Source organism: Streptomyces sp. NPDC001594 (assembly GCF_042893675.1).
Classification (GTDB): Bacteria; Actinomycetota; Actinomycetes; order Streptomycetales; family Streptomycetaceae; genus Streptomyces.
Window position 1 is genome coordinate 20,823 of the sequence record NZ_JBIAVB010000005.1, and the last position, 26,254, is coordinate 47,076.

The 26,254-nt window shown below is 74.7% G+C and carries 22 protein-coding genes and 2 pseudogenes; 11 read left to right on the plus strand and 13 right to left on the minus strand.

Going from position 1 to position 26,254, the window contains the following annotated elements; translation table 11 throughout:
• The first annotated feature begins 2 nt into the window (after positions 1 to 2).
• Together ACFY0O_RS11570 and ACFY0O_RS11575 are read left to right on the plus strand one after the other, a co-directional pair.
• Positions 3 to 1,982 (plus strand): fumarate reductase/succinate dehydrogenase flavoprotein subunit, encoded by a 1,980-nt coding sequence (locus ACFY0O_RS11570; protein ID WP_388945685.1) that lies wholly within the window; start codon positions 3 to 5, stop codon positions 1,980 to 1,982.
• Positions 1,979 to 2,719, plus strand: coding sequence for a succinate dehydrogenase/fumarate reductase iron-sulfur subunit (locus ACFY0O_RS11575; RefSeq protein ID WP_388945687.1), 741 nt, complete (start codon positions 1,979 to 1,981; stop codon positions 2,717 to 2,719). The genes ACFY0O_RS11570 and ACFY0O_RS11575 overlap by 4 nt, the downstream gene beginning before the upstream one ends.
• A gap of 126 nt (positions 2,720 to 2,845) precedes the next feature.
• On the opposite strand, the gene ACFY0O_RS11580 is transcribed toward ACFY0O_RS11575, so the two are convergent.
• The 4 genes from ACFY0O_RS11580 to ACFY0O_RS11595 form a co-directional block, all read right to left on the minus strand.
• Positions 2,846 to 5,260: an ABC transporter gene (locus tag ACFY0O_RS11580; RefSeq protein ID WP_388945689.1), complete on the minus strand. Its 2,415-nt coding sequence runs from the start codon at positions 5,258 to 5,260 to the stop codon at positions 2,846 to 2,848.
• Between the two features lie 10 nt (positions 5,261 to 5,270).
• Positions 5,271 to 6,305 carry an LLM class flavin-dependent oxidoreductase gene (locus tag ACFY0O_RS11585; RefSeq protein WP_388945692.1) on the minus strand — a complete coding sequence of 345 codons (1,035 nt, stop codon included), beginning with the start codon at positions 6,303 to 6,305 and terminating at the stop codon, positions 5,271 to 5,273.
• 54 nt (positions 6,306 to 6,359) lie between these two features.
• On the minus strand, positions 6,360 to 6,863 hold the full coding sequence (locus ACFY0O_RS11590; protein ID WP_388945695.1) for a hypothetical protein: 504 nt from the start codon (positions 6,861 to 6,863) through the stop codon (positions 6,360 to 6,362).
• 111 nt (positions 6,864 to 6,974) lie between these two features.
• The gene (locus tag ACFY0O_RS11595) at positions 6,975 to 7,190 is read right to left on the minus strand and encodes a dodecin (RefSeq protein WP_388945698.1); all 216 of its coding nucleotides are present in this window, start codon (positions 7,188 to 7,190) and stop codon (positions 6,975 to 6,977) included.
• Between the two features lie 163 nt (positions 7,191 to 7,353).
• Here ACFY0O_RS11595 and ACFY0O_RS11600 point away from each other — a divergent pair, with 163 nt between their 5' ends.
• The 3 genes and pseudogenes from ACFY0O_RS11600 to ACFY0O_RS11610 all read left to right on the plus strand — a co-directional run.
• Entirely contained in the window at positions 7,354 to 8,619 is a 1,266-nt protein-coding gene (locus ACFY0O_RS11600; RefSeq protein ID WP_388945700.1) for an extracellular solute-binding protein, read from the plus strand.
• Positions 8,620 to 8,809: 190 nt separating this feature from the next.
• Entirely contained in the window at positions 8,810 to 9,625 is an 816-nt protein-coding gene (locus ACFY0O_RS11605) for a GNAT family N-acetyltransferase (RefSeq protein ID WP_388945703.1), read from the plus strand.
• A pseudogene (locus ACFY0O_RS11610) lies at positions 9,622 to 10,155 on the plus strand (lysophospholipid acyltransferase family protein); the annotation flags it as partial. The gene ACFY0O_RS11605 and the pseudogene ACFY0O_RS11610, both read left to right, overlap by 4 nt.
• A gap of 452 nt (positions 10,156 to 10,607) precedes the next feature.
• Here the strand turns inward: ACFY0O_RS11610 and egtD are convergent.
• The 4 genes from egtD to egtA are packed head-to-tail and all read right to left on the minus strand — an operon-like array spanning position 10,608 to position 15,089.
• Complete coding sequence (egtD, locus tag ACFY0O_RS11615; protein WP_388945706.1) at positions 10,608 to 11,597, minus strand: L-histidine N(alpha)-methyltransferase; 990 nt, start codon at positions 11,595 to 11,597, stop codon at positions 10,608 to 10,610.
• Positions 11,594 to 12,352 (minus strand): ergothioneine biosynthesis protein EgtC, encoded by a 759-nt coding sequence (gene egtC, locus ACFY0O_RS11620; RefSeq protein ID WP_388945709.1) that lies wholly within the window; start codon positions 12,350 to 12,352, stop codon positions 11,594 to 11,596. The genes egtD and egtC overlap by 4 nt, the downstream gene beginning before the upstream one ends.
• Positions 12,352 to 13,674 carry an ergothioneine biosynthesis protein EgtB gene (gene egtB / locus ACFY0O_RS11625; protein WP_388945712.1) on the minus strand — a complete coding sequence of 441 codons (1,323 nt, stop codon included), beginning with the start codon at positions 13,672 to 13,674 and terminating at the stop codon, positions 12,352 to 12,354. Before egtB ends, egtC begins: the two co-directional genes overlap by 1 nt.
• A complete protein-coding gene (gene egtA / locus ACFY0O_RS11630; RefSeq protein ID WP_388945714.1) occupies positions 13,671 to 15,089 on the minus strand; it encodes an ergothioneine biosynthesis glutamate--cysteine ligase EgtA in 1,419 nt (472 codons plus the stop codon). The genes egtB and egtA overlap by 4 nt, the downstream gene beginning before the upstream one ends.
• A 106-nt stretch (positions 15,090 to 15,195) precedes the next feature.
• Between egtA and ACFY0O_RS11635 the strand changes: the two genes are divergently transcribed.
• Positions 15,196 to 16,020: a TIGR02452 family protein gene (locus tag ACFY0O_RS11635; protein ID WP_388945717.1), complete on the plus strand. Its 825-nt coding sequence runs from the start codon at positions 15,196 to 15,198 to the stop codon at positions 16,018 to 16,020.
• A 4-nt stretch (positions 16,021 to 16,024) separates the two neighbouring features.
• Here the strand turns inward: ACFY0O_RS11635 and ACFY0O_RS11640 are convergent, their stop codons facing one another.
• The gene (locus ACFY0O_RS11640; protein ID WP_388945720.1) at positions 16,025 to 16,489 is read right to left on the minus strand and encodes a type II toxin-antitoxin system PemK/MazF family toxin; all 465 of its coding nucleotides are present in this window, start codon (positions 16,487 to 16,489) and stop codon (positions 16,025 to 16,027) included.
• Between the two features lie 125 nt (positions 16,490 to 16,614).
• Here ACFY0O_RS11640 and ACFY0O_RS11645 point away from each other — a divergent pair, with 125 nt between their 5' ends.
• Positions 16,615 to 16,968, plus strand: coding sequence for a VOC family protein (locus ACFY0O_RS11645; protein ID WP_388945722.1), 354 nt, complete (start codon positions 16,615 to 16,617; stop codon positions 16,966 to 16,968).
• Between the two features lie 132 nt (positions 16,969 to 17,100).
• Positions 17,101 to 18,594 (plus strand): cellulose binding domain-containing protein, encoded by a 1,494-nt coding sequence (locus ACFY0O_RS11650; RefSeq protein ID WP_388945725.1) that lies wholly within the window; start codon positions 17,101 to 17,103, stop codon positions 18,592 to 18,594.
• Here ACFY0O_RS11650 and ACFY0O_RS11655 read toward each other — a convergent pair.
• Both ACFY0O_RS11655 and ACFY0O_RS11660 read right to left on the minus strand, forming a co-directional pair.
• On the minus strand, positions 18,591 to 19,904 hold the full coding sequence (locus ACFY0O_RS11655) for a pyroglutamyl peptidase (RefSeq protein ID WP_388945728.1): 1,314 nt from the start codon (positions 19,902 to 19,904) through the stop codon (positions 18,591 to 18,593). The genes ACFY0O_RS11650 and ACFY0O_RS11655 overlap by 4 nt on opposite strands.
• Positions 19,905 to 19,974: 70 nt before the next feature.
• A complete protein-coding gene (locus tag ACFY0O_RS11660; protein ID WP_388945731.1) occupies positions 19,975 to 21,408 on the minus strand; it encodes an amidase in 1,434 nt (477 codons plus the stop codon).
• A 201-nt stretch (positions 21,409 to 21,609) separates the two neighbouring features.
• On the opposite strand from ACFY0O_RS11660, the gene ACFY0O_RS11665 reads away from it, so the two are divergent.
• Together ACFY0O_RS11665 and ACFY0O_RS11670 are read left to right on the plus strand one after the other, a co-directional pair.
• On the plus strand, positions 21,610 to 22,017 hold the full coding sequence (locus ACFY0O_RS11665) for a YciI family protein (protein WP_388945734.1): 408 nt from the start codon (positions 21,610 to 21,612) through the stop codon (positions 22,015 to 22,017).
• Positions 22,018 to 22,061: 44 nt separating this feature from the next.
• A pseudogene (locus tag ACFY0O_RS11670) lies at positions 22,062 to 22,514 on the plus strand (RNA polymerase subunit sigma-24); the annotation flags it as partial.
• A 57-nt stretch (positions 22,515 to 22,571) separates the two neighbouring features.
• Here the strand turns inward: ACFY0O_RS11670 and ACFY0O_RS11675 are convergent.
• Both ACFY0O_RS11675 and ACFY0O_RS11680 read right to left on the minus strand, forming a co-directional pair.
• The gene (locus tag ACFY0O_RS11675; RefSeq protein WP_388945737.1) at positions 22,572 to 23,366 is read right to left on the minus strand and encodes an alpha/beta fold hydrolase; all 795 of its coding nucleotides are present in this window, start codon (positions 23,364 to 23,366) and stop codon (positions 22,572 to 22,574) included.
• Positions 23,367 to 23,403: 37 nt separating this feature from the next.
• Positions 23,404 to 24,639: an MFS transporter gene (locus ACFY0O_RS11680; RefSeq protein WP_388945740.1), complete on the minus strand. Its 1,236-nt coding sequence runs from the start codon at positions 24,637 to 24,639 to the stop codon at positions 23,404 to 23,406.
• A 132-nt stretch (positions 24,640 to 24,771) separates the two neighbouring features.
• Between ACFY0O_RS11680 and ACFY0O_RS11685 the strand changes: the two genes are divergently transcribed.
• Entirely contained in the window at positions 24,772 to 25,776 is a 1,005-nt protein-coding gene (locus ACFY0O_RS11685; RefSeq protein WP_388945743.1) for a LacI family DNA-binding transcriptional regulator, read from the plus strand.
• The last annotated feature ends 478 nt before the right edge of the window (positions 25,777 to 26,254 follow it).

The window sequence follows — 26,254 nt, forward strand, 5'->3', positions numbered from 1 at the left end:
CCATGAGCACCGACTACGCCGCCTACACCACCGGCGACCCCGTCGCCGACACCAAGGCCCCGGCCGGCCCCATCGCCGAACGCTGGGACCGCCGCCGCTTCGAGGCGAAGCTGGTCAACCCGGCCAACCGCCGCAAGCACACCGTGATCGTCGTCGGCACCGGCCTGGCGGGCGGTGCCGCCGGCGCGACCCTCGCCGAGCAGGGCTACCACGTGGTCCAGTTCTGCTACAGCGACTCCCCGCGCCGCGCCCATTCCATCGCCGCCCAGGGCGGCATCAACGCCGCCAAGAACTACCGCAACGACGGTGACTCCGTACACCGCCTTTTCTACGACACCGTCAAGGGCGGCGACTTCCGCGCCCGCGAGTCCAACGTCCACCGCCTCGCCCAGATCTCCGTCGAGATCATCGACCAGTGCGTGGCCCAGGGCGTCCCCTTCGCCCGCGAGTACGGCGGCCTCCTCGACACCCGCTCCTTCGGCGGCGTCCAGGTCTCCCGCACCTTCTACGCCCGCGGCCAGACCGGCCAGCAGCTCCTCCTCGGCGCCTACCAGGCACTGTCGCGGCAGATAGCGGCCGGCAACGTCGAACTGCACGCCCGCACCGAGATGCTCGACCTGATCACCGTCGACGGGGTCGCCCGCGGCATCGTCGCCCGCGACCTCGTCACCGGCCGCATCGACACGTACTACGCCGACGCCGTGGTCCTGGCCAGCGGCGGCTACGGCAACGTCTTCTACCTCTCCACCAACGCCATGAACTCCAACGCGACCGCCGTCTGGCGGGCGCACCGGCGCGGCGCGTACTTCGCCAACCCCTGCTTCACCCAGATCCACCCCACCTGCATCCCGCGCACCGGCGACCACCAGTCCAAGCTCACGCTGATGAGCGAGTCCCTGCGCAACGACGGCCGCATCTGGGTCCCCAAGGCCAAGGGCGACACCCGCCCGGCCGCGGAGATCCCCGAGGACGAGCGCGACTACTACCTGGAGCGGATCTACCCCTCCTTCGGCAACCTCGTCCCCCGCGACATCGCCTCCCGCGCCGCCAAGAACGTCTGCGACGAGGGCCGCGGCGTCGGCCCCGGCGGCCAGGGCGTCTACCTGGACTTCGCCGACGCCATCCGCCGCATGGGCCGTGACAAGGTCGCCGAGAAGTACGGCAACCTCTTCGAGATGTACGAGCGGATCACGGCGGAGAACCCGTACGAGGTCCCCATGCGGATCTACCCGGCCGTCCACTACACGATGGGCGGACTCTGGGTCGACTACGACCTCCAGACCACCGTCCCCGGCCTGTTCGCGATCGGTGAGGCCAACTTCTCCGACCACGGGGCCAACCGCCTCGGCGCCTCCGCCCTCATGCAGGGCCTCGGCGACGGCTACTTCGTGCTCCCCTCCACCATCAACGACTACCTCGCCCGCCACCCGCACCACGAGCCGGTCGACGACAGCCACCCCGAGGCCGCGGCCGCCGTCCGCGAGACCCGCGACTGCCTCGCCAAGCTGCTCGCCGTCGACGGCGACCGCACCCCGGACTCCTTCCACCGCGAGATCGGCGAACTCATGTGGGAGTACTGCGGGATGGCCCGCACCGAGGAGGGGCTGCGCAAGGCGCTCGCCCGCATCCCGGAGATCCGCGAGGAGTTCTGGCGCCGCATCAAGGTCCCCGGCAGCGGCGTGGGGGTCCCCCCAGCGGAGCGAGGGGGAGAGTTCAACCAGTCGCTGGAGAAGGCCAACCGCATCGTCGACTACCTCGAACTCGCCGAGCTGATGTGCCTCGACGCCCTCCACCGCGCCGAGTCCTGCGGCGGCCACTTCCGCGAGGAGTCCCAGACCCCGGACGGCGAAGCGGCCCGCCGGGACGAGGAGTTCGGCTACGCGGCCGCCTGGGAGTACCGCGGAACCGGCGTCGCACCCGTCCTGCACAAGGAAGACCTGGTCTTCGAGTACGTCCACCCCACCCAGCGGAGCTACGCATGAAGCTCACCCTGCGCGTCTGGCGCCAGCAGAACGCCGACGCCCCCGGCGCCATGGCCTCCTACGAGGTCGACGGCATCTCGAAGGACATGTCCTTCCTGGAGATGCTCGACACCCTCAACGAGGACCTCATCCTGCGCGGCGAGGACCCGGTCGCCTTCGACCACGACTGCCGCGAGGGCATCTGCGGCGCGTGCAGCCTCGTCATCAACGGCGACGCCCACGGTCCCGAACGCACCACCACCTGCCAGCTGCACATGCGGTCCTTCGCCGACGGCGACACCATCGACGTCGAACCGTGGCGGGCCTCGGCCTTCCCCGTGGTCAAGGACCTCGTGGTGGACCGCAGTGCCTTCGACCGGATCATCCAGGCCGGCGGCTACATCACCGCCCCCACCGGCTCCGCGCCCGAGGCCCACGCCACGGCCGTGCCCAAGCCGGACGCCAACTCGGCGTTCGAGCACGCCGAGTGCATAGGCTGCGGCGCCTGCGTGGCGGCCTGCCCCAACGGATCCGCGATGCTGTTCACCTCCGCCAAGGTCAACCACCTGAACGTGCTCCCGCAGGGCTCGCCCGAGCGCGAGACGCGGGTGCTGGACATGGTGGCGCGGATGGACGACGAGGGCTTCGGCGGCTGCACCCTGACCGGCGAATGTGCCACCGCCTGCCCCAAGGGCATCCCGCTGCCGTCGATCGCCGCGATGAACAAGGAATGGCTGAGGGCACTCCGCAGGCGCTGACCCCCCTCCCCGGGACGGCCCGGTACGAGGCCCGGCCGGCGGCCAGCCCCGCCGACCGGGCGCGCCGAGCCCGCACTGGCGGCGGGGCCGCCCTTCGGGCGGACGGCGCTACTTTGCGGACACCCCCTAGGGCTGCCGGCCCAGTGCCCGCGCCAGGTAGGGGCCCGTGCGGGCGGCCCGGGACGCGGCCACCTCCGACGGCGGCCCGCAGGCCGTGATGCGGCCGCCCTCCGTGCCCCCGCCCGGGCCCAGGTCGATCACCCAGTCGGCCCCCGCCACCACCTCCATGTCGTGCTCCACGACCACCACCGAATGCCCCGCGTCCACCAGCCCGTGCAACTGCCGCAGCAGCACCCGCACATCGGACGGGTGCAGCCCGGTCGTCGGCTCGTCCAGCAGGTACAGGGTGTGGTCGCGGCGCAGCCGCTGGAGCTCCGTCGCCAGTTTGATCCGCTGGGCCTCGCCGCCCGACAGCTCCGTGGCCGGCTGCCCCAGCCGCAGGTAGCCCAGCCCGATCTCCTCCAGCGCCCGCAGGCTGCGCGCCGCCGCCGGGACCTCCGCGAAGAAGCCGGCCGCCGCCTCCACCGTCAGCCCCAGCACCTGCGCGATGTCCAGCCCCTCGTAACGGACCTCCAGCGTCTCGGCGTTGTAGCGGGCGCCGGCGCACTCCGGGCACGGTGCGTACGTACTGGGCAGGAACAGCAGCTCCACCGAGACGAAGCCCTCGCCCTGGCAGGTCTCGCAGCGGCCGCCCGGCACGTTGAAGGAGAACCGGCCCGCCTTCCAGCCGCGTCCGCGGGCCTGCGGGGACGCCGTGAAGAGCTTGCGCACCACGTCGAACAGCCCCGTGTACGTGGCCAGGTTGGAGCGCGGCGTCCGGCCGATCGGCTTCTGGTCCACCTCCACCAGCCGCCGCACCGGGAACTCCGGCTCCCCCAGCCGCGAGGCCACCTCCTCCGCGAGCACCCGCCCCACCAGCGTGGACTTTCCCGACCCCGACACCCCGGTGACGGCGGTGAACACCCCGAGCGGGAACTCGGCCGTCAGATCACGGAGGTTGTGCCGCCGCACCCCCTCCAGCCGGACCGAACCGGTGGCGGCGCGCACCGGCCGGGCGGGCCCGGAGGCGCCGGCCCGGGCGAACAGGTGCCGGGCCGTCGCCGACTCCGCGACCCCTTCCAGGCCCCCGGGCGGCCCGCTGTACAGCACCCGGCCGCCGTGCTCACCGGCCAGCGGGCCGACGTCCACCAGCCAGTCGGCACGCCGCACCACATCCAGGTGGTGCTCCACCACGAACACCGTGTTCCCCGCCGCCTTGAGCCGCTCCAGCACTCCCAGCAGCGCCTCGGTATCGGCCGGATGCAGCCCCGCCGACGGCTCGTCCAGCACGTACACCACCCCGAACAGCCCCGACCGCAGCTGGGTCGCCAGCCGCAGCCGCTGGAGTTCCCCCGCCGACAGGCTCGGCGCGGTCCGGTCCAGGCTCAGATAGCCCAGCCCCAGCTCCGTGACCGGCGCGATCCGTGCCCGCAGGTCCGCCACCAGCACCCGCGCCGCCTCGGCGGCCGGCGCGGCCCCGGCCAGTACGGCGTCCAGCTCGCCCAGTGCCAGCGCCGCCAGCTCCGCGATCGTCCGCCCCGCGAAGGTCACCGCCAGGGCCTCGGGTCGCAGCCGCCGCCCCTCGCACACCGGGCAGGGGCCGTCGGTGAGGAACTTCTCGGCGCGCGCCCGCAGGGTGGCGCTCTTGGTGTCGGAGAAGGTCCGCATCACATAGCGGTGGGCGCTCATGTACGTGCCCTGGTACGGGCGTTGGATCCGGTCGGCCTCCCGCACCGGGTGCACCGTCACCACCGGCTGCTCCTCGGTGAACAGGATCCACTCCCGGTCCTCGGCCGGCAGTTCCCGCCAGGGCCGGTCGACGTCGTGGCCGAGCACTTCGAGGATGTCCCTGAGGTTCTTGCCCTGCCAGGCCCCCGGCCAGGCGGCGATGGCACCCTGACGGATCGACAGGTCGGGGTCGGGGACCAGGAGTTCTTCGCTCGTGCGGTGGATCCGGCCCAGGCCGTGGCAGGAGGGGCAGGCGCCTGCGGCCGTGTTGGGGGAGAAGGAGTCGGAGTCGAGCCGTTCGGCGCCCGGGGGATAGTCGCCGGCCCGGGAATACAGCATCCGCAGGGAGTTGGAGAGCAGCGTCACCGTCCCCACCGAGGAGCGCGAGCCGGGGGAGGAGCGGCGCTGCTCCAGCGAGACGGCGGGCGGCAGCCCGGTCACCGAGTCCACCTTCGGCGCGCCGATCTGGTGGATCAGGCGCCGGGCGTAGGGGGCCACGGACTCGAAGTACCGCCGCTGGGCCTCGGCGTAGAGCGTGCCGAAGGCCAGGGAGCTCTTCCCGGAACCCGACACCCCGGTGAAGACGGTGAGGGTGTCGCGCGGGATGTCCACGTCCACCCCGCGCAGGTTGTGCTCCCGGGCGCCGCGGACCCGTACGCAGGGATCGAGGGTGTCGCGGGGGACGGCGGGGACTTCGGGGGAAGGCTGGTGCATTCGCCCCAGTTTAGTGGTGTAGGCGGACCGGGGGTGCCGCCGGAGCCGCGCCCTGGCCCAGCCCGGCGATCCGGGACAGCCGCCGGAAGGAGTCCAGCAGGGCCGTCCGGTCGTACGTGGAGGTGGTGACCAGCAGCTCGTCCGCCCCGGTGTCCTCCGCCAGGGCCGCCAGGCCGGCCGCGACCTGCTCCTCCGTACCCGCGAGGTGCCCGGCGAGGGCGCCCTCGTACAGCTCCCGCTCCTTGGGCCCCGGCTCCAGCGCCTCGACCTCCTCCGCCGGCCGCAGCGGCGGGAAGCTCCCCCGGGTCCGGGAGTACGCCAGGGACCAGGCCTCCGGCACCAGGATCCGCCGGGCGGCCTCCTCGGTCTCCGCGACCGCCACCGTCCCCGAGACCACCACGTACGGCTCGGCGCCCCACGCGGAGGGCCGGAACTCCCGGCGGTAGGCGGCGACGGCCTCCGCCACCCGGCCGCGGGCCCGCAGGTCGCCCACCACCACCGGCAGCCCCGCCCGGGCGGCGATGGACGCACCCGCACCGGTGGCCAGGACGAACGGCGGGATCCGCAGCCCCTCCGCGGGGCGCGCGTGCACCTCGGGGTGGGCGCGCTGGCTGCCGTCGATCCAGCCCAGCAGTTCCGCCAGCTGCTCCTCGAACCGGTCGGCGTCGCCCGTGTCCCGGCCCAGGGCGCGCCGGATCCCGCCGGTGAAGCCGACCGAACGGCCGAGGCCCATGTCGATCCGGCCGGGGAACAGCGCCTCCAGCACCCCGAACTGCTCGGCGACCACCAGCGGCTGGTGGTTGGGCAGCATCACCCCGCCCGTGCCGACCCGGATCCGCCGGGTGGCGGCCGCCACGGCCGCGGCCAGCACCGTGGGGGCGGAACCGGCGACCCCGGGCACGCTGTGGTGCTCCGACACCCAGAAGCGGTGGTAGCCGAGCTCCTCCGCCGTCCGGGCCAGCTCCACGGTGTCGCGCAGCGCCTCGGCGGCGGGGTGCCCCGCGCGGACGCGGGACCGGTCGAGGATCGAGATTCTGAGGCTCACCCCGTGTTCAACGCCCGGCGCCCCGAGGGATTCCCCGCACCGCGGGCCGCACCCTCAGGTACGGCTGCCGCCCTCGCTCTCCTGGGCGCTCTTGAGCTCCGGCGCCGGCGCCGCCCAGTCGGCGAGCAGCACCTGGAAGCCCGCGGCGCGTGCGGCCTGGCAGACGAGCGGGTCGTCGTCGACCAGCACCCGCACCTCACGGCCCCGAGCGATCCGCTGGAGCACCTCCAGCTTGGTCACCCGGGCCGGCCGCCGGTCGCGGTCGCCGCGCATCCACACCCGGCCCTCGGGCAGCCCGTGCCGCGCCAGCCAGTCGGCGGTGTCCGCCCGGCAGCGCTCCGGCCGCCCGGTCAGGTACACCACCTCGCAGTCGGCCGCGCTCTCCACCGCCAGCGCCACGCCGCGCGCGAGCGGCGGGTCGGCCGGAGCCGCGCCGAAGAAGCCGTCCCAGTCGCGGGGCCGGCGCTCGAGGAAGTGCTGGCGGTGGCCGGTGTCGGCCAGGGTGTTGTCGATGTCGAAGACGGCCAGCGGACGGCGCGGTGCGGTGGTCTCGGTCATGTCCGCAGCCTAGGCGCCGGACCGCGCGCCCAGGCCGCCGGGGCCCGGGGCTCGGGGGCCGGGGCTCCGGGTCCGGGGCTCGGGGCGCGCGCGGGTGGCCCGGGCGGCCCGTCAGTCCTCGCCGTCGAGGCGGAAGCCCACCTTCAGTCCGACCTGGTAGTGCGCGATCTGCCCGTTCTCGATGTGCCCGCGTACCTGTGTGACCTCGAACCAGTCGAGATTGCGCAGGTTCTGCCCGGCTCGGCTGATCCCGTTCCGGATGGCCTGATCGATGCCCTCGTGGGAGGTGCCGACGATCTCGGTCACCCGGTAGGTGTGGTTGGACATGGGGTCTCCCGCCAGTCGTCGCTTTTGCCTTGTTCCACGGTGCCCCAGTAAGGCCGGGTCCGCGAACTATGCGTGAACAATTCCGGCGGAAAGCCCCTTGACCGACCCATTGGTCTATGCCAATTTCAAGCCATCTGAGATCCAGCCCAGAAGGTGACCCCCCGTGAAGAAACGTTTCCTCGCCGTGTGCGCGGCCCTCGCGGCCGCGACCGCCCTGACCGCCGGCTGCGGCGTTCTGGCCGGATCGGACGGTGGGTCCCGGAAGGTGACCCTCTGGCTGATGAAGGGCAGCGCCTCGGACGAGTTCATCGGGAAGTTCACCGCCGACTTCGAGAAGGAACACCCCGGCATCGACCTGGACGTGAAGATCCAGGAGTGGAAGGGCATCGGCGACAAGGTCAACGCCGTCCTCGCCGGCAAGGGCAGTGAGCACGCCGACGTCATCGAGGTCGGCAACACCCAGGTGGCCCAGTACGTCGAGACCGGCGGCCTCTCCGAACTCACCCTGGAGGGCCTGCGCACCTGGGGGAGCAAGGACTGGCTCAAGGGCCTCGCCGACCCGGGCAGCGTCAACGGGGCCCAGTACGGCGTCCCGTGGTACGCCGCCAACCGGGTGGTCATCTACAACAAGGACCTCTTCGGAGCCGCCGGGATCAAGACCCCGCCCAAGAACCGCCAGGAGTGGATCGCCGCCACCCAGAAGCTCGACAAGGGCGACCAGCAGGGCATCTACCTCCCCGGCCAGAACTGGTACGTCCTCGCCGGCTTCGTCTGGGACGAGGGCGGCGAGCTCGCCGCCGAGACCGGCGGCCAGTGGGTCGGCGCCCTCGACGACGAGAAGGCCATCGCCGGGATGGACTTCTACAAGCAGCTCCAGGCCCTCGGCAGGGGTCCGAAGAACGCCGACGAGGAGACGCCCCCGCAGGCCGAGGTCTTCGCCCGCGGCCAGGTCGCCCAGATCATCGCCCCGCCCGGGCAGGCCGCCCAGATCGAAGCGGCCAACCCCGCGCTCAAGGGCAAGCTCGGCTACTTCCCCATCCCCGGCAAGACCTCCGACAAGGCCGGCTCCGTCCTCACCGGCGGCTCCGACCTGATCATTCCGGAGAAGACGGCGAACCGGACCGCCGCCGTCGACGTGATCACCGCCCTGGTCAGCGAGAAGTGGCAGACGGAACTCGCCCGCACCATGAGCTACGTCCCCAACAAGACCACCCTCGCCCGGGTGGTCGAGGGCAACGAGGGCGCCGCCGCGATGGCCGCCGGAGCCGCCCAGGGCCGGGCCACGCCGAAGTCCGCGCGCTGGGCCGAGGTCGAGGCGAAGAACCCGCTCAAGCCCTACATGACGGCCGTGCTCACCGGCCAGGACCCCCGGCAGGCGGCGAAGACGGCCTCGGAGACCATGGGCCAGATCCTGAACTCCGACCGCTGAGCCGGTCCGCCCAGCCCATGATCAGCCGATCCGGCGGGCCGCTGAGCTGGGCACCGGTCCGCCGAGTTCAGCCTCCGCACATCCGGGGGCCGCTGCGCGGTCATGTCGAATCCAGCCGGTCACGGAAGAAGTAAAGGAGCCGGGTCCGCCACCCGCGGCCCGGCTCCCCGTGCCCGGATCAGGAGCAGCCATGACCATCGCCCCCCTGTCCCCGTCCCCCCTCGCACCCGCAGCCCCGGCCGTCCCCGCCCCGGCCCCCGCCGGTCCCCCGGCCGCCTCCCGGTACACAGTCCGCCTCGCCCGTGACGAGGACGAGGTCCGCGCCGCCCAGCGGCTGCGCCACCAGGTCTTCGCCGGAGAGCTCGGCGCCCGCCTCGACGGCCCCGAGCCGGGCCTGGACTCCGACGCCTTCGACGCGTACTGCGACCACCTCCTGGTCCTCGACGAGGAGACCGGCCAGGTCGTCGGCACCTACCGGCTGCTGCCCCCGGAGCGCGCCGCCGTCGCCGGACGGCTCTACTCCGAGGGGGAGTTCGACCTCTCCGCCCTCGCCCCGATCCGCCCCGACCTGGTCGAGGTCGGCCGTTCCTGCGTCCACCCCGACCACCGCAACGGCGCCGTGATCGCCCTCATCTGGGCCGGCCTCGCCCGCTACATGGAGCGCACCGGCCACAACTGGCTCGCCGGGTGCTGCTCGATACCGCTCGCCGACGGCGGGGTCCTGGCCGCCGCCACCCGCGAGACCGTCCTGGCCCGCAACCTCGCCCCCGAGGAGTACCGGGTCACCCCGCACCTGCCCTGGAGCCCCGAGGGCGTCGCCCTCCCCGGCACCCGCCTGGAACTGCCGCCGCTGCTGCGCGGCTACATCCGCCTGGGGGCCTGGGTCTGCGGGGAGCCCGCCCTCGACGCCGAGTTCGGCTGCGCCGACCTGTACGTGCTGCTCTCCCTGCGCCGGACCAACCCGCGCTACCTCAACCACTTCCTCTCGCTCGCCCCGTCGGCATGAGCAACTGGCTGCTGCCCACCGCGCCCTGCACCCCGCAGGACTGCGCCGGCCACGGGGGCCGGGCCGCGACCGTCCCGCACGCGGTGCTCCGGCTCGCGGGCGCCCTCGCGCTGGTCCTGCTGGCGGTCCCGGCCGCCCCGCCGGTGCGGCTGCTGCCCGCCCGGCCCCGGCGCGCGCTGATCCGGGCCTGGTGCACCGCGCTCCTGCGGTCCCTGGGGATACGGATCACCGTGCACGGCACCCCCGGGCCGGACGGGGGCCGCCTGATCGTCGCCAACCACATCTCCTGGACCGACATCCCGCTCGTCGCCGCCGCCCTGCCCAGCCGGATGCTGGCCAAGAGCGAGATCGGCGGCTGGCCGGTGCTCGGCCGGCTCGCCGCCCAGGCGGGCACCCTGTTCATCGAACGCGACCGGATCCGGGCCCTGCCCCGGACCGTGGCGACCCTCGCCCGGGCGCTGCGCGACGGGGACCGGGTCACCGTCTTCCCCGAGGGCTGCACCTGGTGCGGGCGCGGCCAGGGGCCGTTCCGGCGGGCCGCGTTCCAGGCGGCGCTGGACGCGGGGGTGCCCGTACAGCCCGTGCGGATCGCCTACCGGCTGGGCGACGGGGAGTTCGCCGGGGCGCCCGCCTTCGTCGGGGACGACACGCTGACCGCCTCCCTGTGGCGGATCGCCCGGGCCCGGGACGTACGCGCCGAGGTGCGGCTGCTGCCCCGGATCCCGGAGGGCCGCCACACCGACCGGCGCGCGCTCACGGCGGCGGCGCAGCGGGCGGTCCTCGGGCCGCGGGAGCGGCAGCGGACCCTGCTGACCGGCGTACCGGCCCAGCAGCGCCCGCCGCACACCCCGACCGCGCACGCCTCGCACGCCCCGGCCGCGCAAGCCGAGGCCGCGTACACCCCGACGGCGCACGCCGAGGCCGCGTACACACCGGCCGCGCAAGGGACGCCCCCGCAGGCGCCCGTCGGTCAGCCGGCCGCTCAGTCCACGGCCACCGAGTCCACGGAGCCGTCCGCCACCGACAGCGACAGCGCGAAGCGGCCCTCGGAGTCGGTCCACCAGTGGGCCAACTCCAGCCCGGCCTCCGCGAGTTCCCTCCGCACTCCGTCCTGACGGAACTTCGCCGAGATCTCCGTGAGGATCTCCTCACCCGCCGCGAACGGCACCACCAGGTCCAGCGCCCGGATCTTCACCGTCACCGCCGACCGCGCCCGCAGCCGCATCTCGATCCACTCGTGCTCCCGGTTCCACACCGCCACGTGGTCGAAGTCGGCGGTGTGGAAGTCCGCGCCCAACTCCCGGTCGATCACGGCCAGCACGTTCTTGTCGAACTCCGCCGTCACCCCCTGCGCGTCGTCGTACGCCGCCACCAGCACGGCCTCGTCCTTCACCAGGTCCGTGCCCATCAGCAGGGCGTCCCCGGGCGAGAGCATCGCCCGTACGGACGCCAGGAACACCGCCCGCTCCGGCGGCAGCAGGTTCCCGATCGTGCCGCCCAGGAACACCACCAACCGCGGCCCGGGGGACTCCGGCAGGTGCAGCGGCCCCGTGAAGTCCGCCAGCAGCGCGTGCACCTCCAGCCCCGGATGCGCCGCGAGCAGCGCCTCGGCCGCCCCGGTCAGGGCGCTCTCGCTGACGTCCACCGGGACGTACGTCTCCAGCGCCGGCAGCGCCTCGATCAGGTGCCGGGTCTTCTCCGAGGAGCCGGAGCCCAGCTCCACCAGCGTGCGCGCCCCGCTGACCGCCGCGATCTCCCGGGCCCGCTCCAGCAGGATCTCCCGCTCGGCGCGCGTCGGGTAGTACTCCGGCAACCGGGTGATCTCCTCGAAGAGTTCGCTGCCCCGCGCGTCGTAGAACCACTTCGGCGGCAGCTCCTTGGGGACCCGGGTCAACCCGCGCAGGACGTCCTTGCGCAGCGCCCTGTCGGCGGCGTGCTCATCGAGGGTCCGGGTCATCTGGAAATCGCTCACGGGGTGCTCTCCTTCAGGGGGATCAGGGCGACCCGCGTGCGGGTGGCGGTCAGCAGGCTCCGGTCGGGCACCTCGCACCAGCCGGTGTCGTCGTCGTACGGTTCGGACGCCACGACCACCCGCCCCGAGGGGTGGCCGGGCAGGTACCAGAGGGAATCGCCCCAGGCGGTGGCGGCGATCGAGGCGCCGTCGGTGAGCAGCAGGTTCAGCCGGGAGCCGGGGGCCGCGGCGGCGAGTTCGCGCACCGCCTCCGCCAGGGCCGTGCCCGGATCGTCGCCCTGCCGCAGCCGGTGCAGGACCAGCGCCCACACCAGGGCCGAGTCGGTGCGCGCGGCCAGCTCCAGCAGCGCGTGGGCCGGCAGGGCCGCCGCGAGCGGCGCCACCGCGTCCGGCCAGCCCCGCACCGCGCCGTTGTGGCTGAACAGCCAGGGCCCGGAGGCGAACGGCGCCGCCGCGGCCTCCCCGTCCGCCCCGGCGAAGGTGGCGTCGCGCACGGCGGCCAGCAGGGCCCCGCTGCGCACCACCCGGCCCAGGTCGGCGAAGCCCTCGTCCCCCCACACGGGCCCCGCGCGCCGGTAGCGGGCCGGAACCGGATCGCCGGCCGCGTACCAGCCCACGCCGAAGCCGTCGGCGTTGACGGTGCCGTACCGCTGCCTGCGCGGCTCCCAGGACTGCCGCACGAGCGCGTGCTGCGGATCGGCCAGCACCGCCCCCATGGGTATCTCGGGCCCCAGATAGGCCAGGTGACGGCACATCAGACGTCCCTCGCGGTACGGAAGCCGGCGAAGATCTGCCGGCGCACCGGCAGGTCCCAGTTGCGGAACGTGCCCCGGCACGCCACCGGGTCCACGGCGAACGAGCCGCCGCGCAGCACCTTGTGCTCCGGCCCGAAGAACACCTCCGAGTACTCCCGGTACGGGAAGGGGCGGAACCCCGGGTACGGCAGGAAGTCCGAGGCGGTCCACTCCCACACGTCGCCGATGAGCTGGTGCACCCCCAGCGGGGAGGCCCCGGCCGGGTAGCAACCGGCGCGGGCCGGGCGGAGGTGGCGCTGGCCCAGGTTGGCGTGCAGGGGGGTCGGGTCGGCGTCGCCCCAGGGGTAGCGGCGGGAGCGGCCGGTGGCCGGGTCGTGGCGGGCCGCCTTCTCCCACTCCGCCTCGGTGGGCAGCCGGCGTCCCGCCCAGCGGGCGTAGGCGTCGGCCTCGTACCAGCTGACGTGCAGGACCGGTTCCTCGTCCGGCACCGGCTCGGTCACCCCGAACCGGCGGCGCAGCCACTGGCCGGCCTCGCGCCGCCAGAACAGCGGGGCCCCGATGCCGTGGGCGCGGATCTGCTCCCAGCCCTCGGCCGCCCACCAGCGGGGGTCGGTGTACCCGCCGTCCGCGATGAAGGCCTGGTAGGCGGCGTTGGTCACCGCCGCCGTGTCGATCCAGAAGGACGGCACCTCCCGCACGTGCGCGGGACGCTCGTTGTCGAGCGACCACGGCTCGGCCGAGGTGCCCATGGTGAACGGGCCTCCCGGCACGAGTACTTCGGCCGCCGTCGGGGCCGAGTCCCGGGGCGGCTGCGGATCCGGTGCGGACAGCACGGGTTCACCCGCACGCAGTTGATGGGTGATCAGCATGGTCTCGTCGTGCTGCTGCTCGTGCTGGGCGATCATTCCGAAGACGAACCCCCGGTCGAGGAGGGCCGTCCCCTCCAGCGGGGTGCCGTCCAGCAGGTCGAGCACCCGGCCGCGGACCTCGGCCGCGTACCGGCGGGCCTCCTCGGGGCCCAGCAGGGGCAGCTTCGGCCGCTCGGAGCGCGGGTGTTGGAAGGCGTCGTAGAGGGAGTTGATCTCCGGGCGGAGGAACTCCCGCCCGGCCACGTTCCGCAGCAGCCACAGCTCCTCCTGGTTCCCGATGTGGGCCAAGTCCCACACCAGCGGGGACATCAGGGGGGAGTGCTGCGCGGTCAGGTCCGGGTCGTCGACGACATCGGTCAGCCCGGCCGTACGGGCCCGCGCGGCGGTCAGGGCGGCCGCGGCCCGCTCGCGCAGGGCCGCGGGACGGAACTCGGGGTGGGTCTCGGTGGTCACGGGCGCGGTCCCTTCGCGGTGGGCGGCCGCCGGCGGTGTGCCGCCGGGCCGGTGTCTTCCACGGCGGCCGGAGCGGTGCTCACGGCGGCCCGGGTGCGCCCGGCGACCAGGGCGTCGTCCGCGTCGTCGGCCGGGCAGCGCCCGCGCCGCACGTAGCGTCCGGCGAAGGCCTCCACGGCGTCCTGGACGCGGCGGTCCGCCCCGAGCCGGGGCAGTGCCTCCGCGGCGGCGGCGAAACAGGCCGTGGCCGCGGCCCGCAGGTCCGGGTCGGCCAGCGCGCCCCGTGCGGCGGTCCGCCACAGCGGGTTGCGGGGCGCGCTGCGGTTGCCGTAGGCGTCGGCCAGGGCCTTCACCGCCCGGTAGGCCGTCTCGGCGGCCTGCGGGTCGTCGAACAGGGCGTGCACCACCGCCACCGGGACGGTCCAGCCGTCCTCCCCGGGCTGCGCGTCGATCATCCGCAGCTCCAGGTGGCCGCGCGGGCGCACGGGCGGGAAAAGGGTGGTGAGGTGGTATTCCAGGTCCGCGGCCGTGGGCCGCCGGGCGGGGCCGCCCGGTGCGCCGCCCGGTGCGCCGCCGTCCGTGCGCAGCCAGTCGCGGAAGGTCAGCCCGCGCGGCACCGCCCAGGGCCCGTCCCCGGCCCCCCGTACGCACATCACCTCGGTGTCCAGCGCGTGCCGGACCCAAGCCGCGCGGGGTTCGGCGTCCAGCGGCGGGGCCAGTGCGCGCCGCGGGTCGATGTCGCTCCAGATCCCCTGCCGCGCGCACCGCCAGCCCTCGTACGGGCCGTCGCGGCCGGGGGAGTTGGCGAAGGCGGCCACCAGTACGGCGCCCAGCAGGTGGGCGAGCCGCCAGCGCCGCCCGTACCCGAGCGGGCCCGGCTCCTCGTGCCCGGCGTCCACGCAGACCTGCACGGAGGCGGAGGAGCGCATCATGGCCCGGCCGGCGGGGCCGGTGCGGTCGAAGTAGCTCTCCATCGCGTCGTAGCGCGGGCTGGCCAGGAGGCGGCGCAGGGGCCTGCGGGGGTCCTCGCCGAGGCCGCGGAGGACCAGCCCGCGCTCGCGCAGGGCGCCCCGCACGGCGGCGAGGTCGGCGCGGAGCCCGTCGAGGCAGGCGGTGAGGGAGGCGGCGGGAGCGGAGCTGAGCTCCAGCTGGCCGCCGGGTTCGACGGTGACCCGGGAGCCCAGGGGCAGGGCCCGGGCGGCCGCGTGGGCGGCGGTGAGGCGTTCGGGGGGTAGCGGCAGCCAGGGGCGTTCCGCGTCCAGGACGAGCCATTCGAGCTCGGCACCGAGGACGCGGGGCGGGCCGGTCTTGAAGCAGATGCCGTGCACCAGGTCCTCGGCGGCCGCCTCGCCGAGCGGGGCGTAAGCGGAATCCGCCGGATCGTGGACGTGTGGAGCGGGTGAGTTCTCGGACATGACCGGAACCTCGTCTCCTGTAGTCGGCCGTGATGTCACCGTGCCTACCCGTCCTCGGAGCGCCAATTCCTTTGCGGCCGCCGCGGCCGCCCCGCAGGATGGCGGCGTGAGCAGCAGATTGCGCGAGATCGCGCGGGAGAACGCGCTGATCGTGGCGGCCGGCGGGTACCGGACGCGGTCGGGGCGGTGGGTCTCCCTCGCCGCCGGCCTGGCGGAATCCAAGGCCGGAACCAGACTATATGGACCAAACCAGGTCATTCCAGACGGAGAGTCCGTCAGGGGGAGCCTGCGGACCGTCTTCGAGGTCACGGGGGAGAGCAGCACGGTCGCTGCGCGTCGCCTCGCGCAGGTGCCCGGCGGCGGCCCCGTCGCGGTGCTGAACTTCGCCTCGGCCCGCAATCCCGGGGGCGGCTACGTCCGCGGCGCCAAGGCGCAGGAGGAGGCGCTCTGCCGGGCCTCGGCCCTGTACGAGACCCTCCTGGAGGCCCCGGAGTACTACGAGGTCCACCGCGCGGGCCGGAGCACCTTCTACACCGACCGGGTGATCCACTCACCCGGGGTGCCGGTGTTCCGCGACGACCGGGGCGACCTGCTGGAAACCCCGTTCCGGGCCGGGTTCCTCACCTCCCCGGCCCCGAACGCGGGCACGATCCGCCGCCAGGAGCCCGAACGCGCCCCGGAGATCCCGGCGGCCCTGGTCCGGCGGGCGGGGCGCGTGCTGGAGGTGGCCGCATTCCACGGCTGCCGGGCGCTGGTGCTGGGCGCCTGGGGCTGCGGCGTGTTCCGCAACGACCCGGCGGAGGTGGCCGAGGCGTTCCGCACCCAGCTGACCACCCGCTTCACGGGCACCTTCGCCCAGGTCGCCTTCGCGGTCCTGGACCGCGACCCAACCCCGCGCGAGGCCTTCGCCAGGACTTTCGCCGGGCTGTAGGCGGCTACTGCCAGCCGTACCGCTCCCGCAGGCGGTCGACGACCAGCTGGAAGCGGGGGCGGTCCAGGGCGCAGGCCTCGCGGCGCATACCGGTCTCGTGGACGCGCAGGACGCGGTCCACGTCCACCCAGGACTCGCGCCCCGCCGCGTCCCAGGGGCCGGAGCCGATCGGGACCCACTCCCGGTCGGCGTCGTGCCGCTTGCTGGACAGCTGGACCGCCAGCACGGTCGAGCCGCCCGCCTCGCGCGCGACCACCAGGACCGGCCGGTCCTTGCCCCGCCCGTCGGCCTCCTCGAAGGGGACCCAGGTCCACACGATCTCCCCGGGGTCGGGGTCCCCGTCGGGGTCCGGGGCGTACTCCGTGCGGACCGGGCCGATCGCCAGGGGGTCGGCCTCGGCGGTCGCGCCGAAGCCCTCCCGGCCGGGCTGCTCCAGGTAACCGTTGCCGTGATGTGAAAGTGCCGTCATCCGGGCGAGGTTAGCGGGTGCCCGGCCCCGGGAGGGGGAGGAGGGCGGCGGTACGGGGCGCCGTCGGCCCGTGCGACCGGCGCCGCCTCGGCCCCGCGGGCCGCGCGCCCTGGCAGGATGGCGGCATGGAACGAGTGCTGGGAATCGGCGGCTATTTCATCCGGGCGAGCGACCCGGCGGCCCTGACCGCGTGGTACCGCGACTGCCTGGGCCTGGACCTCGACGGACACGGACTGTGGCGGCCGGAGTCCGGCCCGACGGTGTTCGCGGCCTTCGAACCCGACACGGAGTACTTCGGCTCCCGCGGCCAGCAGGTCATGCTCAACTTCCGCGTCCGCGACCTGGACGCGATGCTCGCGCAGCTGCGGGCGAAGGGGGCCGACGTGGCGGGCGAGCCCCAGGAGATGCAGGGAGTGGGCCGCTTCGCCTGGGTCACCGACCCGGAGGGCAACCGCGTGGAACTGTGGCAGCCCGCCTGAGCCCCTCCCTATGCCTGCCTTAAGCGGAGCTTAGGGTTCTCGTATCCCGCCCCGAAACGAACGATTGTCCGTTTCGGGGCGGCTAGCGTGCTGCCGCACCCCAACTCCCCAGTACACAGAGGCAGGCACGCCATGGGCAGCACCACCCGTCACCGCCGCAGGGCCGGAGGCAAGGCCAAGGCCGCGGGCGCGATCGTGGTGGCGGCGGTGATCGGTGGCGCGGCCCTCGCGTTCACCGGCACCGCGCAGGCCACCGCCGTCGGCGCCGTGTACACCACCTCCAGCTCCTGGAGCGGTGGCCACACCGGCCAGTACGTCATCACCAACGGCACCGGCCGCACCCAGTCGGACTGGACCCTGCGGTTCGACCTGCCGCCCGGCACGCGGATCGACTCCCTGTGGAACGGCACCCACACCGTCGACGGGCAGCACGTCACCGTGAAGCCCGCGAGCTGGAACCGGGAGCTCGCGCCCGGGGCCTCCGTCACCGTCGGCTTCGTCGCGAGCGGCACCGGCGCCCCCGCCGCGCCCAAGGGGTGCCTGATCAACGGGGTCAAGTGCTCGGTCGACCAGAGCGCGACCCCGCGGCCCAGCGGCCGGCCCAGCACCCCGCCCACCCCCGCCCCGACCGCCACGAGGCCCCCCGCGGACCCGACGGCCACGGCCCCGCCGACCACCGCCGCCCCCACCACCGGGCCCACCGCGACCGCCCCGGCCCCCAAGCCCGGCGGCGGCGCGGCGCGCTTCGCGCCGTACGTCGACACCTCCCTCTACCCCGCATACGACCTCCTCGACACCGCGACGAGCACCGGCGTGCGGGAGTTCCACCTCGCCTTCGTCACCGCCGGCGCCGGGTGCACCCCGCTGTGGGGCGGGGTCACCGAGTTGGCGGCCGACAAGGTGGCGGCGCAGATCGGCGAGCTGCGCGCCCGGGGCGGCGACGTACGGGTGTCCTTCGGCGGGGCCGCCGGCCGCGAACTGGCGCTGAACTGCGAGGGCGCCGACGAACTGGCGGCGGCCTACGGGAAGGTAGTGGACCAGTACCGGCTGACCAAGGTCGACTTCGACATCGAGGGCGCGGCCCTGGCCGACACCGCCGCCAACTCCCGCCGCGCGCAGGCCATAGCCCGGCTGCAGCAGTCCCACCCGGGCCTGGACGTGGCGTTCACCCTGCCCGTGATGCCCGAAGGGCTGACCCAGCCGGGCGTGGCCCTGCTCGCCGACGCCCGCCGGGGCGGGGTGCGGATCGACTCCGTCAACATCATGGCGATGGACTACGGGCCCGCGTACGGCGGGAACATGGGGCAGTACGCCATCCAGGCCGCGACGGCCGCGCAGGCCCAGCTGAAGGGGGTCCTCGGGCTCTCCGACCAGGCGGCCTGGAAGGCCCTGGCCGTCACCCCGATGATCGGCGTCAACGACGTCGCGTCGGAGGTCTTCTCCCTCTCCGACGCGACGCGGCTCGTGGAGTTCGCCTCGGCGAAGGGCGTCGGACGGCTGGCCATGTGGTCGGCGGCCCGCGACGCGCAGTGCCCCGCCGGCGCGCTGAACCACGCGGAGCCCACGTGCAGTTCGGTCCTCCAGCAGCCGCTGGCCTTCACCCGCGCCTTCGGCGCCCTGCGTTAGGGCCTGTCCGGCCGTGCTCCGCCGGACGCGCCCTGGCGGGTGGCGGGACCGCCGGTGGCGCGGAGCACCTCCAGTACCTGCGCGGTGATGGCGGCCTCGTTCCGCTCGAACTCCGGGCCGGTCAGCCGGTCCGGCTCGGCGGGCAGCCCGGTCAGGACGGGGGTGTGCAGGTGGCCGCCGGGCAGGGTCGGCCGCAGCTCCAGCCGGAGCCGGTTGGAGCGGTAGGCGACCTCGTTGGAGAGGTAGCCGCCGCCCCCGCCCGCGACGGCGCGGGAGCCGGGGGTGGGTCCGTCCTCGCGGTCCACCGGGTCCATCCGCCCGGCCGGTATCTCGGTGACGGTGGTGTTGAGCTGCACGGGATAGGGCGTCTGGACGGCGGTCATGGCGTCGGTGGGCAGGGTGGTGCGCAGGAACTCCGCCCCGGGGCCCAGGCCCGGCGCGGTGGCGGGGTGCTCGCGCGTACCGCCCGCCAGGGCGCCGACGTTGTCGGGGTACGGGTCGGCCGAGCGGTTGCGGCCGGCCCAGGCCTCCAGAGTGAACAGGCCGGGGTAGCCCTGGCTGATGCTGGTGATCAGGTCGGCGGAGCGCGGGCCCGCCGCCAGCCGGGGCCCGTAGGCCCGTTCCACGATCCCGGCGTCGAAGTCGGCGTAGCGGACCGGGAGGACGACGGCCCGGATCTCGGCGGTGGTGCCGTCGGACAGGGTGATCCGGCGGCCGTTGAGCTGGAGGGCGGCCGAGCCGGAGGGGTTGGCCCGGCGCAGTTCGGCGTCCAGGCCGAAGGGGTCGAAGCCGCTGACGAAGATGCGCCGGACGCCCCGGGTACCGCGGAACTCGTTGTCGGTCAGGCCCCGCGAGGCGTCCTCGAACCGTGTCTTCAGCGCGGCCCGGTCCACCGCGAAGGCGGGTTTCCAGGCGTCGAGTTGCACGGTCATCGCGAGCCGGGTCCAGTACAGCGGCCGGTCGTCCCGGTCCGGCAGGTCACCGCCCGGCCTGCGTCCCTGCGCCCGGGCCACCGCGGCCTGCCACAGGGCCTCGCCCCAGGCGTCGAGCAGCCGCTCCGCCCCGGCCGCGTCGCGTACGCCGCACAGCGCGGCCGGGAAGCGGCGTACGAAGCCATCGAGCCCGGCCCGCCCGGGGAAGGCGGCCGCCCGGGGGTCGGACAGCCGGCCCTGCTCGGCGTCGGACGCGGCGGGGGCCCGCACGCCGCCGGGACAGGCGGGGGCGGAGTCCGCGCGGGCGGTGGCGGCCGGGAGGAGGGCGGTGATCCCGAGGAGGGCGGCGGCGAGGGCCGTACGGCGTAAGAGCATCATGCCGTGTGACATTACATAGAGGCTGCCGGGTCCGGCAGGCGACTTCCGGGCGGCGGCGGGTACGCCGCCGTCACGTTCCGGCCGGATCGGCCAGTTCCGATCGGTACGCCCCCGGCGGCCAGTGCGCCGCCCACCCCTCCGCCGCCTCCAGCTGCGCGGCCAGCGACAACAGCCGGGGCTCGGAATGCGCCGGGCCCAGCAGCTGCGCGCCGAGCGGCAGCCCCCGCGGGGTGAAGCCGGCCGGGACGCTCACGCCCGGCCACCCCAGGACGTTCCACGTCCACGCGTACGGGCAGGCCGCGATCATCGCCCGGTCCGTGGCCACCCCGCCCAGCCCCGCCAGCGCCCCGATCCGCAGCGGCCCGGTGGCCGTCGTCGGGGTGAGCAGCACGTCGAAGCGGCCGAACAGCTCCCCGACCCGGCGGCGCAGCGCCCCCTCCGCGCGCCGCGACAGGCGCAGCGCCGCCCCGCCCAGCAGCCGGCCCGTGCGCGCCGCCCCGTGGGTCCGCGGGTCCAGCAGCCCGGGATCGGGCGCCCGCGCCGCCAGCTCCCGTACGCCGGCCGTCGCGCGGGGTGCGAAGGTGAGGCCGATGGGGCCGTAGCGGGGGTCCTCCGGGACCACCTCGTGCCCCAGCTCCTCCAGCCGCCCCGCCAGCCGCTCGACCGCCGAACGCACCACGGGATCGCAGGACTTGCCCGTGGTCGCGGTGAAGGCCGTCGCGAAGGACAGGGCGATCCGCAGCCGGCCGGGCACCCGCGTGGCGGCCTCGGCCGCCGGCACCGGCGCGGGCCGGTGCAGGTCCCCGGCGGCCGGGCCGCTCGCCGCGTCCAGCAGCAGCGCGGCGTCCGCCACCGTGCGGGCCAGCACGCCGTTGACCGTGAGGCCGTGGAAGGCCTCCGGCTCCGGCCAGGTCGAGATCCGCCCCCGCTGGGGCTTGACCCCCACGAGGTGCGTCCACGCCGCCGGGATGCGCACCGACCCCGCCCCGTCGGACCCGAGCGCGGCGGGCACCAGCCCCGCGGCCACGGCGGCCGCCGACCCGCCGGAGGAGCCGCCCGGGGTGTACTCCGGGTCCCACGGATTGCGGGTCGCGCCGAAGGCGGCCCCCTCGGTGAAGGGCCACTGGCCCAGTTCGGGCGTCTGCGTCTTGCCCACCACGACCGCCCCGGCCGCACGCAGCCGGCGCACCGCCTCGCTGTCGGCCGGCTTCGGCGGGAAGTCCCCGGCGCACCCGAACGCCGTCGGCTCCCCGGCCACGTCCATGTCGTCCTTGACCGCGACGGGCACCCCCAGCAGCGGCAGCCGCTCACCACGGGCCAGCCGCAGGTCGGCGGCCTCCGCCTCGGCCAGGGCGGCCTCGGCGCGCACGATCCGGAAGGCGTTGAGGGAGGGCTGCGCGGCCGCGATCCGGGCGAGCGAGCGCTCCGTCAACTCCCTTGACGTGACGCGTCCTTCGGCAAGTGCCGCGGCCATCTCCGCGAGTCCTGCAACGGTGTCCGCCATCGACCGCCTCCCCCTACCGACCGGTAATGCCGACGGTAGGCGCAAACGGCCCGGCCCGCACCCTCCCGGAGAGCCCCGGGGCCCACGGAACGGTCCGGGAAAAAAATCTTCGGCGCAGATGTCGAGAACCCGTCACCGGCTCCGTCCCAGGGGTGAACGCGGCCCAAATGGACGTGTCGGACCCGATCGAGGAGAACCGCCATGGCCAAGTACCTGCTGCTGAAGCACTACCGCGGCGCCCCGGCCCCCGTCAACAACGCCCCCATGGACCGGTGGACCCCCCAGGAGGTCTCCGACCACATCCGGTACATGCGCGACTTCGCGGCGAAGCTGGAGCAGACCGGCGAGTTCGTGGACGCGCAGGCCCTGGCGCCGGAGGGCACCTGGGTCCGCTACGACGGCGAGGGGCGCCCGGCCGTCACCGACGGACCGTTCGCCGAGACCAAGGACCTGATCGCCGGCTGGATGGTGATCGACGTGGACAGCCACGACCGGGCCCTGGAGCTCGCCGCCGAGCTGTCGGCGGCGCCCGGCGCCGGCGGCCGCCCCCTCCACGAGTGGCTGGAGCTGCGCCCCTTCATGTCCGAGCCGCCCACGATCACGGAGTGACCCCCCTCCGATGACCACCCCCACCCCGGCCCCCCGCCCCACCCGAGGGCATCGGGATCCTGCACGCCGCGCTGGCCCGCGACCGCCTCGGGGAGTACCAGGCCCAGGCCGCCATCGCCGCCCTGCACGCCGACGCCCCCAGCACGGCCGAGACCGACTGGCCCCAGATCGTGGAGTGGTACGACGAACTCGTCCGGCTCACCGGCAGCCCCGTCGCCCGCCTCAACCGGGCGGTGGCCGTCGGGGAGGCCGACGGACCCGAAGCCGGCCTCGCCGCGCTGGCCGGGCTCGACCTCGCCCTGCCCCGGTACACCGCCGTCAGCGCATGGCTGCACGAACGCACCGGCGACCGGGCCGGCGCCGCCCGGCTCTACGCCGAGGCCGCCCACCAGGCCCCGACCCTGGCCGAGCGCACCCACCTCACCCGGCAGGCGGCCCGGCTCAACGCCCCTCCTCCCGCCCCCGACACCCGCCCGTCAGGGCGCCGGCCGACGTAACCGGGCAGGACGAGGGCCGAGTCTGGGCGGGGCGGGGGTGTCGGCGGGCAGGGCGGACTACCCGGCCGCCGAATCACCGGTCCGCCCCGCGGCGCCGCCGGGCAACTCGCCCGTTTCGCCGCGGGGCGTGAAGGGTGATCGGGGTTGCCCGGGTCGGCGGATCCAGCCGTCCAGGGAGGTCATGAACCCCTCGAAGTCGTCGCGGTGGATGGTGTGTCCGGCCCCCGTGACGGTACGGACCTCGAAGCCGCGTTCGCGCAGGACGGCCGCGTGCTCGGGGGAGATCAGGAAGCTGGGGTCGGCCAGCTGGACCAGCGAGGGCACCGCCGGGGCCTTCGGCAGGAGGTCCCGGCCGGTGAGCGGGGCCAGGCTGAGGGCGGTGGCCTCGTCCCACAGGTCCAGCGTCGCCCGCTCCACGTCCACGTCCGCCTCCTCCCAGCGCGGGTTCAGGGCCCGGATCCGCTCCCTGCTCGCCGACTTGAACCGTGCGAACACCTCCGGCCCGAAGCCCGGTTCGGGCGCGGCCAGATGCCAGGCAGGGTCCGAGTACACCGCGCGCCGCGGCCTCAGCCGGTCCACCGCCAGGGAGAGGGTCAGGCCGCCCAGCGAATGCCCGATCGCCAACTCGGCCCCCGCGGGCAGGGTTTCCACGAGGTCGTCCGCGAAGAGCTCGGGGCCGTAAGGGCCCCGCCCACTCGCCCCGTGGCCGCGCAGGTCGACCGCGATCACCCGGTAACCCGCCTCGGCCAGGGCCGGGCCTACCCGGCGCCAGGTGCGGTGGTCGGCCATGATGCCGTGGACGAGGAGGGCGAGGCGATCGCCCTCGCCCCAGGTGTGGGTGTGCAGCCGCACGATGGTGCCTTTCGTAGCGTGGTCGGAATGGAGGGGTTCAGCGGACGCCGCGGATCGGGCGCACGGCCAGCGCCCCCGCCACGGCCAGCGCGGCGGCGACGACGAACAGCGCGGTGTAGCCGCCGCTCACCGAGACGACCACGGAGGCGACGAACGGGGCGACGATCTGCGGCCCGGCGTTGGCGACGTTCAGCACGCCCATGTCCCGCGCGGCGTCCTCGGCCCGCGGCAGGACCATCGTCACGAGGGCCGTGTCCACGGCCATGTAGCACCCGAACGCCAGCCCGTTGAGCACCGCGAAGACCAGCATCGCGGACCAGCTCGCCGACACGGCGGGCACGGCCAGCGCGACCGCCGACAACAGCGCCGAGGCGCCGACGAACAGCTTGCGCCGGTCGAGCCGGTCGGACAGCCAGCCGCCCACCACCGTCGAGACGGCCATCGCCACGCTCGTCAGCGGCGTCAGCACCGCCACCGCCGCCTCGGGCTTCATCCCGTCGGGCAGCACGGTGTGGTCCTGGAGCACGTACAACTGGTAGCCGCTCACCGCGAAGTAGCCCAGCACCAGCAGCGCCCGCCCGATGAACGCCCAGCGGAAGTCGTGGTCGCGCAGGGCACTCGCGAAGGCGGCCACCTGCTCCCGGACGGGCAGCGCAGCCCGCGCCGGGAGCCGCCGTTCGCGGGTGCAGCCGGTGAACACCACCGCGGCGACCGCCACGATCACGCCGAACAGCAGGTACCCGGTGCGGTACTCGTCCGCGAAGGCCGCACCGGCCAGCGCGCCCAGGGCGGACCCGAAGGGCAGGCCCAGTCCGACGGCCGCCGAGGCCTTCCCGCGCGCCGTCACAGGCACCCGGTCGGGGACCACGGAGGTGAGCGCGGCCTGGTAGACGTTCATGACGGCCTGGCCCAGACACCAGGCGAGGGTGATCAGCAGGATCGTGTCGGCGAGCCCGAGCAGCAGCATCGCCGGGACGGCGGCGAGCCCACCGCCCAGGATCCAGGGGTTGCGGCGGCCGCTGCGGTCGGACAGGGCTCCGGCGACCGGGTTGAAGACGGTGGCGAAGATCGCCGAAACCCCCGCTATCAGGCCGAAGTTGGCGACCTTCTCGGCCGGGTCGACGTGCTCGACCTGGAGCGCCAGCAGGACGCCGGCGACGCCGATGTACAGGGAGTACATGGCGGTGTTGGCGACGAGGAGCAGCGGGAGCAGGCCCCGGCCGGGAGCGGCCGCGGGGGAGGTGCCGGCGGGGATGGCGGAGGAAAGGGCCACGATGCCCTCCTGGGCGGCGGACGGGAGTGGTGTGGTTACACGTGTAAGTGACTCGTGTAACCACTGTGTAGCACGCGTTTCCGGCCAACCGCCAGACCTCGGGCGCGACCGGTCTGGAAAGATGCCACGGCCATGACGAACCCCCCGAACTCCCCGAACCCCCCGACCAGCGCCGACGTGGCCCGGCTCGCCGGTGTCTCCCGCGCGACGGTCTCGTACGTCCTCAACAACGCGCAGGCGGTACGGATCAGCGAGCCGACGCGCCGCAAGGTCCGCGCGGCCGCCGAGGAACTGGGCTACGTCCCGCACGCCGCCGCCCGCACCCTGCGCGCCGGGCACACCCGCATCGTGCTGCTGCCCACCTCCCACGTCCCGGCCGGCCCCCTGTACAGCGCCTTCCTGAACGACCTCCAGTGGGCCCTGCGCCGCCTGGACTACACCGTCGTCCAGTACGGCAGCCTGGGGCTGAGCGGGGACGAGGCCGTCCGCGCCTGGGCCGAGCTGCGGCCGGTCGCGGTGATCTCCCTCGGCGAGATCGCCCTCTCCCCGCACAACGTCCACACCCTCAGGCGGGCCGGTGCGCGCGCGGTACTCACCCTGGGCCCGGACCGGGTGGCGGGGGCGCACGCGCTGGTCATGGACCAGGCGGAGGTCGGCGCCCGCGCCGCCACCCACCTGGCCGACCGGGGCCGCCACCGGCTCGGGGTGGTGGTCCCGCTGGAACCGGGGCTGGAGCTCTTCTCGGGCCCCCGCCTGGCGGGCGCCCGCACGGTACCCGGCGTCGAGGTCACGCCGCTCGACCTGGCCTACACGGAGGAATCGGCGGCTGCGCTGGCCGCGCGGTGGGGGGAGCTGGGGCTGGACGGGGTGTTCGCGTACAACGACGAGTACGCGGTCCTGCTGCTGCGGGCCCTGCTGGACGCGGGGGTACGGGTGCCGGAGGACGTCGCCGTGATGGGCGCCGACGACCTGCTGATCGCACGGCTGGTCAGGCCGCGGCTGAGCTCGGTACGGATCGAGATGCCGAGCGGGGAGGATCTGGCGGAGCTGGTGGACCGGGCCGTACGGGTGCCTTCGGCGATGGCCGAGCGGTACGACTTGCTGCGGTCGGTGGCGATCCCCCGCGAGTCGACCTGACGTCCCCCCGCGCCCCCATCGCCGGCGAGGCCGGGTTTCGCCGCCGCAGCCCGCCCGGCCGCGGACCGTTGCCGGGGGGCCAGCCCCCGCCCCCCGCGCGCCTCAATCGCCGGCGGGGCTGGATTGGGTGGCGCAGCCCGTTCGCCTGCGGACCGTGTCCTGGGGCTCCGCCCCAGACCCCGCGCCTCAAACGCCGGCGAGGCTGATCTTCGCCGGACCGCGCCGACCAGAGGACGGCCGAGGTTTCCCGGTCTGCCCGGTCGGGGGCGGGGACGGGGTGGGGTGTCGTCCGGGGCTAAAACGAGATGACTTCGGCGCCATGCACCGTCCGACAACACCGACACCGCACGGAGCGCCGAACATCGAAGCCCGCCCCGGACGGCACCCCACCCCGGCCCCCACCCCCGCCCCCCCCCCCCCCCCCGCCCCCCCCCCCCACGCCACCCCCCCCCCCCCCCCCCCCCCCCCCCCCCCCCCC